The 14,683-nt window shown below is 65.5% G+C and carries 12 protein-coding genes and 1 pseudogene; 3 read left to right on the top strand and 10 right to left on the bottom strand.

Going from position 1 to position 14,683, the window contains the following annotated elements; all coding sequences use genetic code 11:
- Positions 1-6: 6 nt before the first annotated feature.
- From EN846_RS26590 to hisS, 4 genes are all read right to left on the bottom strand, one after another.
- Positions 7-1,773 (bottom strand): AMP-binding protein, encoded by a 1,767-nt coding sequence (locus EN846_RS26590; RefSeq protein ID WP_127285375.1) that lies wholly within the window; start codon positions 1,771-1,773, stop codon positions 7-9.
- Between the two features lie 207 nt (positions 1,774-1,980).
- Complete coding sequence (gene hisG / locus EN846_RS26595) at positions 1,981-2,679, bottom strand: ATP phosphoribosyltransferase (protein ID WP_128346190.1); 699 nt, start codon at positions 2,677-2,679, stop codon at positions 1,981-1,983.
- Complete coding sequence (locus EN846_RS26600) at positions 2,676-3,797, bottom strand: ATP phosphoribosyltransferase regulatory subunit (protein WP_135898955.1); 1,122 nt, start codon at positions 3,795-3,797, stop codon at positions 2,676-2,678. Before EN846_RS26600 ends, hisG begins: the two co-directional genes overlap by 4 nt.
- 174 nt (positions 3,798-3,971) lie before the next feature.
- Positions 3,972-5,474, bottom strand: coding sequence for a histidine--tRNA ligase (gene hisS, locus EN846_RS26605; RefSeq protein WP_127393819.1), 1,503 nt, complete (start codon positions 5,472-5,474; stop codon positions 3,972-3,974).
- 499 nt (positions 5,475-5,973) lie between these two features.
- Here hisS and EN846_RS26615 point away from each other — a divergent pair, with 499 nt between their 5' ends.
- A complete protein-coding gene (locus EN846_RS26615; protein ID WP_127393818.1) occupies positions 5,974-6,222 on the top strand; it encodes a hypothetical protein in 249 nt (82 codons plus the stop codon).
- A 44-nt stretch (positions 6,223-6,266) separates the two neighbouring features.
- Here the strand turns inward: EN846_RS26615 and EN846_RS26620 are convergent, their stop codons facing one another.
- Complete coding sequence (locus tag EN846_RS26620; protein WP_127393817.1) at positions 6,267-6,905, bottom strand: DNA-3-methyladenine glycosylase I; 639 nt, start codon at positions 6,903-6,905, stop codon at positions 6,267-6,269.
- A 213-nt stretch (positions 6,906-7,118) separates the two neighbouring features.
- Here EN846_RS26620 and EN846_RS26625 point away from each other — a divergent pair, with 213 nt between their 5' ends.
- Both EN846_RS26625 and EN846_RS26630 read left to right on the top strand, forming a co-directional pair.
- A complete protein-coding gene (locus tag EN846_RS26625; RefSeq protein ID WP_127393816.1) occupies positions 7,119-7,859 on the top strand; it encodes a L,D-transpeptidase in 741 nt (246 codons plus the stop codon).
- Between the two features lie 291 nt (positions 7,860-8,150).
- Complete coding sequence (locus EN846_RS26630; protein ID WP_128275002.1) at positions 8,151-9,071, top strand: bifunctional 5,10-methylenetetrahydrofolate dehydrogenase/5,10-methenyltetrahydrofolate cyclohydrolase; 921 nt, start codon at positions 8,151-8,153, stop codon at positions 9,069-9,071.
- Positions 9,072-9,377: 306 nt separating this feature from the next.
- On the opposite strand, the gene glcF is transcribed toward EN846_RS26630, so the two are convergent.
- The 5 genes and pseudogenes from glcF to EN846_RS26660 form a co-directional block, all read right to left on the bottom strand.
- The gene (glcF, locus tag EN846_RS26640; RefSeq protein WP_128346513.1) at positions 9,378-10,703 is read right to left on the bottom strand and encodes a glycolate oxidase subunit GlcF; all 1,326 of its coding nucleotides are present in this window, start codon (positions 10,701-10,703) and stop codon (positions 9,378-9,380) included.
- Between the two features lie 9 nt (positions 10,704-10,712).
- Complete coding sequence (locus tag EN846_RS26645; protein WP_126056406.1) at positions 10,713-11,102, bottom strand: DUF4870 domain-containing protein; 390 nt, start codon at positions 11,100-11,102, stop codon at positions 10,713-10,715.
- Positions 11,099-12,367, bottom strand: a complete 1,269-nt coding sequence (glcE, locus tag EN846_RS26650) for a glycolate oxidase subunit GlcE (protein WP_127393190.1) — start codon at positions 12,365-12,367, stop codon at positions 11,099-11,101. Before glcE ends, EN846_RS26645 begins: the two co-directional genes overlap by 4 nt.
- Positions 12,368-12,443: 76 nt before the next feature.
- Positions 12,444-12,955: pseudogene (locus EN846_RS26655) on the bottom strand (DUF559 domain-containing protein).
- Entirely contained in the window at positions 12,955-14,451 is a 1,497-nt protein-coding gene (locus EN846_RS26660) for an FAD-linked oxidase C-terminal domain-containing protein (RefSeq protein WP_127393189.1), read from the bottom strand. The pseudogene EN846_RS26655 and the gene EN846_RS26660 overlap by 1 nt, the downstream one beginning before the upstream one ends.
- Positions 14,452-14,683 lie beyond the last annotated feature (232 nt).

Here is a 14,683-nt window from a genome sequence, read left to right on the forward strand (position 1 = left end):
GCCGTTTCACGCCGTCTTCTGCACCACCAAACCCAGTTCTTCGATCATCGTGTCGCGCATCAGGAATTTCTGCGGCTTGCCGGTGACCGTCATCGGCAGTTCGGTGCGGAAGCGGATATAGCGCGGCACCTTGTAGTGCGCGATCTGGCCGGCGCAGAAGGCCTTGATCTCCTCCGCGGTGGCGATCTGGCCGGGCTTCAGCACGATCCAGGCGCACAGCTCCTCGCCATATTTGTCATCGGGAATGCCGAACACCTGCACTTCCTTGACCTTGGGATGGCGGTAGAGGAACTCCTCGACCTCGCGCGGATAGACGTTCTCGCCGCCGCGGATGACCATGTCCTTGACCCGGCCGACGATGTTGCAATAGCCCTCGGCGTCGATGGTGGCGAGGTCGCCGGTGTGCATCCAGCCGTCGGCGTCGATCGCCTCGCGGGTCTTTTCCACGTCGTCCCAATAGCCCTTCATCACCGAATAGCCGCGCGTGCAGAGTTCGCCCGGCGCACCGACCGCGACCGTGGCGCCGTCGGCATCGACGGCCTTGACCTCGACATGCGGCTGGATGCGCCCGACGGTGGAGACGCGCTTTTCCAGCGGATCGTCGACGCCGCTCTGGAAGGAGACCGGGCTGGTCTCGGTCATGCCGTAGGCGATGGTCACCTCAGACATATGCATCAGCGACACAACCTTCTTCATCACCTCGATCGGGCATGGCGAGCCGGCCATGATGCCGGTGCGCAGGCTGGAGAGGTCGAAGGACGAAAAATCCGCATGGTCGAGCATGGCGACGAACATGGTCGGCACGCCATAGAGGCCGGTGCAGCGTTCCTGCGCCACCGCCTTCAGCGTGGCGCCGGCATCGAAGCCTTCGCCCGGGAACACCATGGTGGCGCCCTTGGTGACGCAGCCCATCGTGCCCATCGACATGCCGAAGCAGTGATAGAGCGGCACCGGGATGCAGAGCCGGTCGTCGACGGTGAGCTTGATCGCCGAGGTGACGAAATTGCCGTTGTTGACGATGTTCAAATGGGTGAGCGTGGCGCCCTTCGGCGCGCCGGTCGTGCCTGAGGTGAACTGGATGTTGATCGCCTCTCCGGGCTTCAGCCCCTCGGAGATGCGGTCGAGGCTATCGTGCTCGTCGCGCCCGGCCATGGCAAGCACGTCACCGAAATTGAACATGCCGGGCGAATTGTCCTCGCCCATGCGGATGACGATCTTCAGCGCCGGCAGCTTTTTCGCCTTGAGCTTGCCGGGTTCGGCCTTGGCGATCTCGGGCGCGAGCGTCTCGATCATGCCGAGATAGTCCGACGTCTTGAAACTGGCGGCCGTGACCAGCGCCTTGCAGCCGACCTTGTTCAGCGCATATTCAAGCTCGGTCAGCCGGTAGGCCGGATTGATGTTGACCAGGATCAGGCCGATGCGCGCGGTGGCGAATTGCGTCACCAGCCATTCCCAGCGATTGGGCGACCAGATGCCGACGCGGTCGCCCTTTTCAAGGCCAAGCGCCAGGAAGCCGGCAGCCAGGGCATCGACCGTGTCCGACAGCTCGCTCCAGGTGAAGCGCTTGTCCTGGCCGACGAAGACGGCGGCGTCGAGCGTGCCGTATTTGCTGACCGTGTCGGAAAACAGTTCCGGGATGGTCTTGTCGAGCAAGGGCACCGAATGGTCGCCCGAGACATGCGCCTTGCCATCGACCGGGGCAATAAAGGTGCCCCTTGCGCTGCGCCCGCGCAGATTGGTGGCGTTCATGAGCTCGTCGAGTTTGATCGCCATCGCCGTCTCCTCCCGGGATTAGCCGAGCCTATCAGTCGACGGCGGCGGTGGGAACTGGCCGATGGTATGGAGGGCAATCGCCTGAGGCTCGAATGCCCGTCACGGTGATTATGTTTCGATATGTTGGCGCTGCCTGCCGGGCATTTCTCCCCGTACGGTGACGGGGAGTAAGGGCGCGTCGCCGAGGGGCGGCGCCGACCTCGGTTGCTATCCGTTCACGGACGCCATCTTCGCCGCTATGTCGCGCAAGACGGCTTGGTCCGCTGCTCCACGCGTCTTCCTCGACGCCACAAGGCACGCCTGCGATCGCAGCACGACGCCGTCGGCAAGCACCTTGAGGTGGTTGGCGCGCAACGTCGAGCCGGTGGTGGTGATGTCGACGATGACGTCGGCCAGCCCTTGCGCCGGCGCGCCCTCGGTGGCGCCCAGGCTCTCGACGATCCGATAGACCTGGATACCGTGCTTTTGCGAAAAGAACTGCTGGGTGAGCCGCCAGTATTTGGTGGCGATCCTCAGCCGCCTGCCGTGGCGCTGGCGGAAGTCGGCGGCGACATCGTCGAGATCGGCCATGGTCTCGACGTCGAGCCAGATGTCGGGCACCGCCACCACGACGTCGGCATGGCCGAAGCCGAGGCGGGCGACGATCTCGGCGCGCGCTTCCCAGTCGGCCAGGTTTTCGCGCAGCAGGTCCTCGCCGGTGATGCCGAGATCGACCGAGCCCTGGCCGATCTCGCCGGCGATCTCGGAGGCCGACAGGAAGGCGACCTCGACGGCCTCCATGCCCTCGATGCGGGCGCGGTATTTGCGCTCGTCGCTGGGCAGGCTGACGGTGAGGCCGGCCTTGGCCAGCACGTCCAGAGCCTCCTCCTTCAGCCGGCCCTTCGACGGGAGCGCGAGCGTGATCATTTGGCCTTCTCCCGCAGCGCCTCGATGCGGTCGAGCCAAACCGAGAAGCCGACGCCGGGGATCGGCGTCTTCGCGCCGAGCAGCGTCAGCAGGCGGTCGTAGCGGCCGCCGCCGGCCAGCGGCCTCTCCACGCGCTTGGCCGCGATCTCGAAGACGAGGCCGGTATAGTAGTCGAGCGGACGGCCGAAAGCGGCATCGTAGTGGATATCCGCCGTTGGCAGGCCGTGAGCCTCGATCGCTCTGGCGCGGGCGGCGAAATTGTCTAGCGCCGCGCCCAGGGAAAGGCCCGCGCCGGAAGCGAAGCTTTCCAGCGCCTGCGCCGCACTGTTAAGCGGTACGTCGATCGCCAGAAACCCTTTCAGCGCCGAGAACGCCTCGTTGGACAGCCTGACGCTGCGCAGCTCGGCCTTCTCGATCAGCCGCCGCGCGATGTCGGAAGGCGAGCGGCCGGCCGATGCCGACAGGCCGGCTTCCTCCATGCCGCCGGCGATGTGAGCGGCAAGACTCTCGACGTCGCCGTCGAGCACCAGTGTGGCGACCGGGCCGGAAAGCTGGCTGTTGCGCGGCGGGTTGGCGAGGTCGGCCAATGCCGCCTCCAGCATCGGCGCCGAGCCGAAGGCCCGCGCCAGCCGCATGCGCCAGCCGCGCGGCAAGCCAAGGGCTGCCAGCACCGCCTCGAAGACGGTCTGGTCGCCAAGCGTGACGGCCAGCGCCTGGCCTGGCAGCGCCAGCGTCAGCAGCGCGTGCGCGTCGGCCAGCGAGCGGGCGTCGGCAGCCGCCGTGTCGCGGTCGCCGAGATCCTCGATGCCGGCCTGGAAGAATTCATTGCCGCCCTCGCGGCGCTGGCGGAACACTTCGCCGAGATAGGAATAGCGGCGCGGCGTGCCGGCCTGGCTGGCGATATGGTCGAGGCAGACGGGAATGGTGAATTCCGGGCGCAGGCACAGCGCCCTGCCGGTCTCGCTCTCGGTGAGGAAGATGCGGCGGCGCAGGTCTTCGCCGGCCATGTCGAGGAACGGATCGGCCGGCTGCAGCACAGCGACCTCCACGGCGTGCGTGTCGCGCGCGGCGAAGAGCTTGGCGATGTCGGCGGCGATGGCGGGGTAGCGGGAGGTCATGCGGCACGCCCTTCCCTTCTCCCCTTGTGGGAGAAGGTGGATCGGCGCGCAGCGCCGAGACGGTTGAGGGGTGCTGGAAGGAATGAGACGTTGGCGTTCCCTGGAACACCCCTCATCCGACCGAGCTTCGCTCGGCCACCTTCTCCCACAAGGGGAGAAGGGGAGGTCGGCGCCTTACCTGCCACGTGCCCGCTCCTCGGCCTGAGCCGCCAGGATCTTCTTCACCTCGCCAACCAGTTCGCTCTCCGCCACCGTCACCTGTGCCGGGCGAGCGGCGCGCCATTCGGCGTTGTCGGTGATCTCGGCCGACATGCGCGCGCCTTCGATCAGGTCCTTGATCTGCACCTCGCCCCGGGCACGCTCGTCGCCGCCCTGGATGATGGCGACCGGGCTGCCGCGGCGGTCGGCGTATTTCAGCTGCGCCTTCATGCCGGCGCCGCCGAGATACATTTCGGAGCGGATGCCGGCGGCGCGCAGCTCGGCGACCATCTTCTGGTAGCGGCCGAGGCTTTCCGTGTCCTTGTCCATGACCAGCACGACGACCGGAGCGATGACATCGGAGATGTCGAGCTTGCCGAGGTTCTTCAGCGCGGTCATCAGACGCGAGACGCCGATGGAAAAGCCGGTCGCCGGTACCGGCTCGCCGCGGAAGCGCGAGACCAGCCCGTCATAACGGCCGCCGCCGCCGACCGAACCGAAGCGCACGATCTGGCCGTCCTCGTTGGGAATCTCGGCCAGCAGCTCGGCCTCGAAGACGGGGCCGGTGTAGTATTCGAGACCGCGCACGACGGAGCGGTCCATGGCGACCCGGTCTTCGCCATATCCTGCCGCTCTGACCAGAGCTTCGATCGTGGCAAGTTCGGCGACGCCTTCCTGGTAGACGGCGTTGGAACTGACGCTGTTATCCTGGCCACCCTGTCCGTTCCTCGCCGTTGCAAGCAGCACAGCTTCGGCCTGCGTGTCTTTCAGTCCGGCGCCCTTCGCGAAATCGCCTTCGCCTTCCTTGCCGCCATCCCAGCGCCCCGGACCAAGCAGGAGCCTCACGCCTTCCGGCCCGAGCTTGTCCAGTTTGTCTATCGCGCGCAGCACCGTCAGCCGGCGCCCCGCATTCTCGTCACCGCCGAGCCCGATCGCTTCCAGCACGCCGTCCAGCACCTTGCGATTGTTGACGCGGATGACGTAGTCGCCGCGCTTGATGCCGAGCGCTTCCATGACGTCGGCCATCATCATCGCCATCTCGGCATCCGCCGCGACGCCCGGCGTGCCAATCGTATCGGCGTCGAACTGCATGAACTGTCGGAAGCGGCCGGGACCGGGCTTCTCGTTGCGGAACACCCAGCCCGAGCGGTAGCTGCGATAGGGTTTCGGCAGCTTGTCAAAATTCTCGGCGACGAAGCGCGCCGTCGGCGCGGTCAGGTCGTAGCGCAGCGACAGCCACTGGTCGTCATCGTCCTGGAAGGAGAAGACGCCTTCGTTCGGCCGGTCCTGGTCGGGCAGGAATTTGCCGAGCGCGTCGGTGTATTCGATCATCGGCTGGTCGACCGGCTCGAAGCCGTAGAGCTCATAGACGCCGCGAATGGTCGCCATCATCTTCTCGACGGCGCGGATGTCATCGGCGCCGCGGTCGGCAAACCCGCGCGGCAGCCGCGCTTTCGTCTTTTCCGATTTGTCGGCCATGGGATGGGTACTCGGTGTTTCGTGGCGTTGCGTGGGCCGGTTAGATTACCGCTTTCCACGGCGGGCGTGTCCTAGCCGATGCCGCTTGGTGCGGCAAGGGTTTGCGGCTCGATCCGCAACGAGGCTTGAGTTCGGACAGTTTGCGAACGCCGCGCCGCCCCTCATCCGCCTGCCGGCACCTTCTCCCCCGTATAGTGACGGGGAGAAGGAGAGACTTCGGCGCCGGTGCTACAATTCCAACGTTGGCGATTGGCGAAATCGGCGATGACGGCGTCCTTCTCCCCGTCACTATACGGGGAGAAGTGCCCGGCAGGGCGATGAGGGGCAGCGCCAGGCAGCTGAAGACGTAAGCACCAATTGCTGTGGTTAGTAGTTTGGAACGCCTAAGGCATTTCTGAAACCAACCCCACCAAAAAGGAAACAATTCCGCCATCAGCGCGGCATCGTGCCGACACAATCGCAGCCGATAAAGCGCACCGAAACCAACGGGTTCGGGGCTATGAGCACCACGGGACAATTCGACACAATCGACAGCGGCGCGCGCGAACTGCCCGCGCGGCTGCGTCCGGCCGATGGCCAGGCCCTCGTAACGGTGAGCCAGGTGGCGGGCCCGTTCGAGGTGGAGCCGCGCCAGGGCTCGTCGATGCGCGATGCGCTGATGACCGGCCTGCTGGTCATCTACCCGGCCTTCGCCGCGCTGGCGGCGATCGTCGCCGGCCTGTTCCTGACCGGCGCCAGCGGCATCTGAGGGCGCGACCTGACCTTCTCCCTTGTGGGAGAAGGGGAAGGAAGTCACTTCGGCCGTTTGAACCTCTTCCGCTCCGCCTCCACCTCCTTGCGGCAGACGCATCCTTCGAGATGGTCGTTGACCAGGCCCATAGCCTGCATGAAGGCATAGACGGTGGTCGGGCCGACGAAGCTCCAACCGCGCTTCTTCAGCTCTTTCGAGATGCGGACCGAGACCGCCGTCGTCGGATTGGCGCGCAGATGGGCGAGGTCGACGATTTCGGGCCGTTCGCCGGCCCCCGGCTCGAACTTCCAGAACCAGGCGGCCAGCGAGCCGAACTCGTCGACCATTTCGCGCGCACGTTTGGCGTTGTTGATGGTCGAGACGATCTTGCCGCGATGGCGGATGATGCCGGCATTGCCGAGCAGGCGCTCGACATCCTTGTCGGTGAATTGAGCCACCTTGTCGAAGTCGAAGCCAGCGAAGGCCTCGCGGAAATTCTCGCGCTTGCGCAGGATGGTCAGCCAGGAAAGGCCGGATTGGAAGCCTTCGAGGCAGATCTTCTCGAACAGCCGCCGGTCGTCCGTTACCGGGCGGCCCCATTCGCGGTCGTGGTAGTGCATATAGTCCGGCAGATTGCCGTGCCAGAAGCAGCGCGCCTTGCCGTCGGGACCGTCGAGCAGGCCGGCATTTTCAGTTCCCATTGCCAGAAATCCATTCGTTAATGCGCCTCGGCGCCTGTTTTACCGTGGCTTTACCAGATTCCTGAACCGGCCGGTAACCACACCAAAAGGTTTACTGACACATCGGCATTTTACGCATTCCGATTCATGTTTCGGTTGCCGCTTGGCGCCAAGGATCGCGCAACCGGGGGCGGTTTCGTGCCTCCGTCCGTTCGACGATCAAGGTGCGTTCCGATGAAGACAGTCTTGTTTTCCCTGCTGGGTGCCGCGACGGTTCTTGCCGCCGGCGCCACCTCCTCCAATGCCGATGACCGCTATGCCGACCGGCCGCCGGTGATGGTGAGCCCCGACCTTTCGGCGCCCTGGGTGCTGCAGCTCGGCCATGCGCCTGGTATCGTGCGGCAGACCCGCCAGATGGTGCAGCAGCCGCAGCGGCGCTATCTGCAGGTCCAGCCCGACCAGCAGCGCACGGCGGCGGTGCAGCAGCCGGCCCGGCGCACGGCGATGCGGCCGCAGATCAACCCGATCTACCTGCCGCAGGAAGTCGCGTTCGACGGGCCGCAGAAGCCAGGCACCATCGTCATCGATACGCACCAGAATTTCCTTTATCTGGTCGAGAAGGACGGCAAGGCGAGGCGCTACGGCGTCGGCACCGGCAAGCCGGGCTTCGAATGGTCGGGCACGCACAAGATCACCGACAAACGCGTCTGGCCCGACTGGCGCCCGCCGGCGGTGATGATCAAGCGCGAGGCCGCCAAGGGCCGCTATCTGCCGACCTATCTGGCCGGCGGCGAGGAGAACCCGCTGGGCGCCCGTGCGCTTTATCTCGGCACGACGGAATACCGCATCCACGGCACCAACCAGCCATGGACGATCGGCGGCGCCGTATCTTCCGGCTGCATCCGCATGCGCAACGAGGACGTCGTCGACCTCTATGAGCGCGTCAATGTCGGAACGACGGTGGTGGTGATTTAGGGACTGCGAATCTGCCGGTCAGGCAGCGCCGACTAATTTTGGCGCCAGCTGTTGCTCCCAAGCCATAGCGCATATTCGGGAGACGTGCTTAGACTGGCAACGAGTTAACGGGGGACGGGCCGTGTGGGGATGCGGCCGGTCACGAAAGGGCAGCACGGGAAACCGTGCTGCCCTTTCGCCTTTCGAGGCAAAACGCGTCGCGCTGAAGGCAGAGCGTTTCGTTTTCGGAGGCTGATTTCCCGGACGGCCTCTGCTATTGCAGCGCACAATTCCCGACACCAAAGGTCAACCATGTCCCGGTCCGACGACAGCCGCTATCTCAAGGGTGGGCCGGTGGCCCAGCGCATCATCGCCTCCGTGCGCGAGGACGCCGCGATCGCCACCGCCGAAGGTTTTCCGCCGAAGCTGGTGTCGATCACCGTCGGCGACACCGCCGCGGTCGATGTCTATGTGCGCAACCAGCGCGCCAAGGCGGAACTGGCCGGCATCGGCTTCGAGGAACGGCGCTTTGCCGCCGACATCACCGCCGGCGAACTGGAGGCCGCGATCCACGGCCTCAATGCCGATCCGCGCGTCACCGGCATCATCATCCAGCGGCCGGTGCCGGTGCACATCCCGATCAAGACGCTGCAGGCGGCGGTGCATCCGCTAAAGGACGTCGAGGGCATGCATCCGGCGTCGATCGGCAACATCGTCTACAACCAGCTCGACCTGGCGCCCTGCACGGCGGCGGCCTCGGTCGAGCTGCTCAAGGAGACCGGCCTCGACCTCAAGGGGCTCGAGGTGGTCGTCGTCGGCCATTCCGAGATCGTCGGCAAGCCGATCGCCTTCCTGTTGATGAGCGAGGGCGCGACGGTGACCGTGTGCCACCACATGACGCGCTCGGTGGCAGCGCATGCGCGGCGCGCCGATGCGCTGTTCGTCGCCGTCGGCAAGCCGCGGCTGATCAAGGCCGACATGGTGAAGCCGGGCGCCGCCGTCATCGACATCGGCATCAATTCCGAGATCGGACCGGACGGCGAGACCCGCATCGTCGGCGACGTCGACACCGAAAGCGTCAAGGATGTGGCCTCCTGGATCACGCCGGTGCCGGGCGGCGTCGGCCCGATCACGGTGGCCATCCTGCTGCGCAACACGATGGTGGCGCTCAGCCGCCAGCGCGCCCTCTACCAGGCGACCTACGGCGTGGCGGACAAGCTCGCGGCGGAGTAACGCGGTCACACGCCCGAGGCTATTACGTCAACCAAAGCCGTTTCCAGTTTTTTGCAGACACGCCATTTGTCGAAGCTGGCGCCGCCCCTCATCGCCCTGCCGGGCACTTCTCCCCGTATGGTGACGGGGAGAAGGGGCTGGCTGCGACGGCGGCGACCCTCTTGCAACGCTGGTGATTGGCGAAATCAGCCATGACAGCACCCTCTCCCCGTCACTTTACGGGGAGAGGACGCCGGCAGGCAGGTGAGGGGCAGCGCCGACAGTCCGAAGAATTATCTGGCCAAGTCGAAACCTGGAGGAACTGCATCACTCTGCCGCGACCATCGTCGAGTCGGAAACGCCTTCCGGCTTCGGGCCACCATAGGCCCAGTCGAGCAGTTTTATCGTGTGCACCACCGGCAGCTTCGCGGCGGACGCGATCTGGGTGATGCAGCCGATGTTGCCGGTGGCGACGATTTCGGCGCCTGTCGCCTCGATATTTTTCACCTTGCGGTCGCGCAGTTTTGCCGAGATCTCGGGCTGCAGGATGTTGTAGGAGCCAGCCGAGCCGCAACAAAGATGCCCTTCGCGCGGCTCGCGCACGACAAAGCCCGCCCTGGCCAGCAGCTCCTTCGGCTGCCGGGTGATCTTCTGGCCGTGCTGCATCGAGCAGGCCGAATGATAGGCGACGACAGTGCCGGGCTTGCGCAGCGGTTCGGGCAGGTCGAGACCGGCCAGATATTCGGTGATGTCCTTGGCCAGCGCCGAGACCCGCGCGGCCTTTTCGGCATAGGCCGGATCGAGGCGCAGCATGAAGCCGTAGTCCTTGATCGTGGTGCCGCAGCCCGATGCGGTGATGACGATAGCATCGAGCCCGCCCTGGTCGATGGCGCGCGTCCAGGCGTCGACGTTCCGCCTCGCCGAGGCAAGGGCTGCCTCCTCGCGGCCCATATGGTGGACGAGCGCGCCGCAGCAGCCCTCGCCTTCCGGCACCACCACCTCGACGCCGAGCCTTGTCAGCAGCGAGATGGTCGTCTCGTTGATGGCCGGATCGAGCACCGACTGCGCGCAGCCGGTCAGGATGGCAACGCGACCCTTGCGCGTGCCCTGCCCGGCGTGCACGCCAGGCAAGGCCATTGCCGACACCGCCGGGATCGAGGATGGCGCAAGCCTGAGCATGGCGGCGACAGGCTTTAGCGCCGGCAGCTTTTCGAACAGGCCGATGAACGGCCTGCCGAGCCCGGCCAGCTTCAATGCGGCGCGGAAGCGCGAGGGATAGGGCAGCACGAAAGCCAGCACGGTTCGCGTCAGCCGGTCGAGCAGCGGCCGCTTGTAAGTCTTCTGGATGTGGGCGCGGGCATGGTCGACCAGATGCATGTAGTTGACGCCCGAGGGGCATGTCGTCATGCAGGCGAGGCAGGACAGGCAGCGGTCGATATGGGTGACGATCTCCTTGTCAGCCGGCCGGCCGTTCTCGAGCATGTCCTTGATGAGATAAATCCGCCCGCGCGGCGAATCCAGCTCGTTGCCCAAGGTCACATAGGTCGGGCAGGTGGCGGTGCAGAAGCCGCAATGCACGCATTTGCGCAGGATCTTTTCCGATTCCGCGACGTGCGGATCGGCAAGCTGGGCGGCTGAGAAGTTGGTCTGCACCGGGGAGTCCTATTGTCCGAGGAGCCAGCTTTGCGGGTTCTTGACCGGCTCGCCGCGCTGCAGCGCCTGCAGCCCGAGGATGCAGCGGGCGATGAACCAGACGGCAGCGGCAAACATCAGCAGGAAGCCGATCACGAGCATCATCAGGACCACGGAGATCAGCGCGTAGAGCAAACCGATCCAGAAGGTCCTGATCAGGAAGGTGTAGTGGCTTTCGACGAAGCCGCCGGCCTTGCCGCGGTTGATGTAGGCAAGCACGATGCCAACGATGCCGGTGACGCCAATGACGAGGCCGGCGAGATAGAGAATGTAGATGACCAGGGCGTTGGTCGAACCCGGCTCCAGCCAGCGATCGGTCTGGCGAGGTCCGCCGCCCGGGCCTTGATTGATGTTGCTCATTGCGCTGCTCCTTCCGATGAGTGTGCCAGAGTAGCAGAGCTGGAACCCGGCGCCATTCGGCCGGGATTGAGGATATGCTTGGGGTCGAATTCGGCCTTGAGCCTTGCCGACAGCGCCGCCAGATGCGGCGGCTGCGGCTCGAACACCGGCAGCGCGGCGCGATGCGCGGGTGCGGCGCGCACCAGCGTCGCGTGGCCGCCGCCATGCTTGCGGATCAGGCTGCGCAGCAGGTCGGCCTCGGGGTCGTTCTCGCGCATCGACAGCCAGACCAGACCGCCCTGCCAATCGTAGAAAGCGTCGACCGCCGCCTGCATGCGCAGGGCCATCACCATGTGATGCGCCTGCGACGGCGCCATCGACACACGCCAGACCGGTCTCGCGCCGCCATCGGCGAAGGGTATGCAATCGCGGATATCGCGCCAGATGGCCTTCGACGCCTCGCCGGCGATCTCCTCCAGCGGCCCTGCTTTGCCGAGCAGGCTCTTCAGCGCCTCGATGCGATAGACCACGGAAGGGCCAAAACCCTCTACGCGCAGCAGCGTCGCGGCATCGCTGCCATGCTTGCCGGTAGCAACGCGTGCTGTGATGCGCTCAGGCAGGTGCGCGGCGCTCGACACTTCGGCGCTGGAGCCCAGCGCGAGCGCCATCGCCGCGACGGCAGCATCATCGAGCAGGCCGCGGATGGCTAAAGTCACCTCGGTCTCCGCCGCCGGCAGCACCTTGAAGGTGACGTCGGTGAGCACGGCGAGCGTGCCCCAGCTTCCCGCCATCAGCTTCGACAGATCGTAGCCGGTGACGTTCTTGACGACGCGACCGCCAGACTTGAAGGCCTCGCCGCGGCCGGCAACCGCCGATATGCCGAGAATATGGTCCCGCGCGGCCCCCGCCTTGAGCCGGCGCGGGCCTGACAGGTTGGCGGCAAGCGCGCCGCCGATCGTGCCGCTCTTGCCCCCTTGGCCCGGCTCGCCGCCGAGCAGCGGGCCATAGTCCATCGGCTCGAATGCGAATTGCTGGCCGTTTTCGGCGAGCAGCTTGTCGATGTCGGCGAGCGGCGTGCCGGCTCTGGCCGACAGCACCAGCTCGGCGGGCTCGTAGAGGGTGACGCCGGCAAGTTTCGAAAGGTCGAGCGTGTGCTCGCTCTGCTGCGGACGCCCGATGCCACGCTTGGAGCCGTGGCCGACGATCTCCAGTGGCGCTTCCTCCGCCGCCGCCCACTGGACGGTGGAGAGGACTTCGGCGGCGGTGGATGGGGTGAAGGTGGTCATCGAAGCGCGCCCTTCCTCGCCCCCGCAGAGCGGGGGAGAGGTGGCTCGGGCGAAGCCCGAGACGGAGAGGGGGCCATCATAGAGCGCTGTCTCCGATCTTCTTGGCGGCGAAAACAAACCTGAGGTCCGGAGCGACAACATCTTCGGCGAGCCGCCCTTCAAGCGCTGCAAGGATCGTTTCGCAAACACTCCTTTTGTTCTTCAACACGTCGAGATTCCAGAAGCGCAACACCGAGAAGCCTTCGCCTCGCATGAACTCGTCTCGCCGTCTGTATAGCTACTCTCAGCATGCTGGCTGCCGTCCAGCTCCACGATCAAACGTTGGTTTCTGCAAGCAAAATCCGCGAAGTACGAGCCGACGGGCATTTGGCGAATGAATTTGTATCCGCCCAGTTTCTTTGCCTTCAGTTCGTTCCAGAGGGTTGCCTCCGCCTGATTCTCACCATGACGAAGCTCGCGCGCACGAGCAATTTTCTCTGGCGAGCGGCGGCTTGGCTGAGAGGGTGTCCCCCTCTCCGTCTCGGGCTTCGCCCGAGCCACCTCTCCCCCGCTTTGCGGGGGCGAGGAACTTTGATCCTGGGCCCCCATCAAAACCTCGGAATGTCCGGAAACGCCACCTGCCCGCGATGCACGTGCATGCGCCCCAGCTCGGCGCAGCGGCGGAGCTGCGGGAAGACCTTGCCGGGGTTGAGCAGGTGGTTGGGGTCGAAGGCGCATTTGACGCGCATCTGCTGGTCGAGGTCGACCTGGTTGAACATTTCCGGCATCAAGTCGCGCTTTTCGACGCCGACGCCATGCTCGCCGGTCAGCACGCCGCCAACCTCGACGCAGAGGCGCAAAATGTCGGCGCCGAAATTCTCGGCCTTGTCGAGTTCGCCCGGCACATTGGCGTCGTAGAGGATCAGCGGATGCAGATTGCCGTCGCCGGCATGGAAGACGTTGGCGACTCCGAGCCCGTATTTCTCCGACAGGTCGCGCATGCCGGCGAGCACGCGGGGCAGTTCCTTGCGCGGGATGGTGCCGTCCATGCAGTAATAGTCGGGCGAGATGCGGCCGACCGCCGGGAAGGCCGCCTTGCGGCCGGCCCAGAAACTCAGCCGCTCTTGCTCCGACTGCGAGATGCGGCAGGTGGTCGAGCCGTTGCGATAGGCGATCGCCTCGACGAGGCCGATCAGGTGATCGACCTCGACGCCTGGTCCATCGAGCTCGACGATCAGCAGCGCCTCGACGTCGAGCGGATAGCCGGCATGGACGAAATCCTCCGCGGCGTGGATCGCCGGCCGGTCCATCATCTCCATGCCGCCGGGAATGATACCGGCGCCGATGATGTCGGCGACGCACTGGCCACCCTGCTCGCTGGTCGGAAAGCCGATCAACAGCGCGCGCGCCGTCTCCGGCTTCCTCAGGATGCGCACCGTGACCTCGGTGACGACGCCGAGCAATCCTTCGGAGCCGGTCATGACGCCGAGCAGGTCGTAGCCCTCGGCATCGAGATGCCTGCCGCCTAGCCGCACCACCTCGCCATTGATCAGCACCATCTCGATGCCGAGCACATTGTTGGCGGTCAGCCCGTATTTCAGGCAGTGCACGCCACCGGAGTTCTCGGCGACATTGCCGCCGATCGAGCAGGCGATCTGGGAGGATGGATCGGGGGCGTAGTAAAAGCCCTCCTGCTCGACGGCGGTGGTGATGCCGAGATTGGTGACACCGGGCTGGGCAACGACAATGCGGTTCGGATAGTCGATCGCAAGGATGCGATTGAAGCGGCTCATCACCAGAAGCACCGCATCCTCGAGCGGCAGCGCGCCGCCCGACAGCGAAGTGCCCGAGCCGCGCGGCACGACGCGGATGTTGCGATCGTTGCAATATTTGAGCACCCGCGAGACCTGCGCCACCGTTTCCGGCAGCACGACGACAAGCGGCAACTGCCGATAGGCGGTGAGGCCGTCGCTCTCGAAGGCGCGCATTTCATTGGCCGCGTCGACGACACCCTCGCCCGGCACGATGATGCGCATGTCGGCGACGATCTCGGCGCGCCGGCGCATGGTGGCGGCGTCTGGCTTCGGCATGGCAAGGCCGGACATCGGCGCTTTCCTCCACTCGACTGGTCAAAATCTTTTACCAGTGAAGCGCGTTTGTTGCAAACCCCTGCCTTGGTCGGATGAGACAATGGGTGCAGGCCGCGCTTCCGCAGCGGCAATCTGCCGCTGATGTTCTCCCCCCTTGAGGCCCTTGAGGGGGAGATGGCCGCGAAGCGGTCAGAGGGGTCGTCTCGCACAGATCGCCAGCGCATCTTCCGTCGCGAACGAGGTTGGC

This window comes from Mesorhizobium sp. M4B.F.Ca.ET.203.01.1.1 (assembly GCF_004791025.1).
GTDB lineage: Bacteria > Pseudomonadota > Alphaproteobacteria > Rhizobiales > Rhizobiaceae > Mesorhizobium > Mesorhizobium abyssinicae.

Bases quoted from the DNA above. Each gene is read 5' to 3' on its own strand.
- EN846_RS26625 (WP_127393816.1), top strand. From the start codon at position 7,119: ATGAAGACAGTCTTGTTTTCCCTGCTGGGTGCCGCGACGGTTCTTGCC.
- EN846_RS26600 (WP_135898955.1), bottom strand. From the start codon at position 3,797: ATGACCTCCCGCTACCCCGCCATCGCCGCCGACATCGCCAAGCTCTTC.
- EN846_RS26630 (WP_128275002.1), top strand. From the start codon at position 8,151: ATGTCCCGGTCCGACGACAGCCGCTATCTCAAGGGTGGGCCGGTGGCC.
- EN846_RS26645 (WP_126056406.1), bottom strand. From the start codon at position 11,102: ATGAGCAACATCAATCAAGGCCCGGGCGGCGGACCTCGCCAGACCGAT.
- glcE (WP_127393190.1), bottom strand. From the start codon at position 12,367: ATGACCACCTTCACCCCATCCACCGCCGCCGAAGTCCTCTCCACCGTC.
- EN846_RS26615 (WP_127393818.1), top strand. From the start codon at position 5,974: ATGAGCACCACGGGACAATTCGACACAATCGACAGCGGCGCGCGCGAA.
- hisS (WP_127393819.1), bottom strand. From the start codon at position 5,474: ATGGCCGACAAATCGGAAAAGACGAAAGCGCGGCTGCCGCGCGGGTTT.
- EN846_RS26590 (WP_127285375.1), bottom strand. From the start codon at position 1,773: ATGGCGATCAAACTCGACGAGCTCATGAACGCCACCAATCTGCGCGGG.
- EN846_RS26620 (WP_127393817.1), bottom strand. From the start codon at position 6,905: ATGGGAACTGAAAATGCCGGCCTGCTCGACGGTCCCGACGGCAAGGCG.
- hisG (WP_128346190.1), bottom strand. From the start codon at position 2,679: ATGATCACGCTCGCGCTCCCGTCGAAGGGCCGGCTGAAGGAGGAGGCT.
- EN846_RS26660 (WP_127393189.1), bottom strand. From the start codon at position 14,451: ATGTCCGGCCTTGCCATGCCGAAGCCAGACGCCGCCACCATGCGCCGG.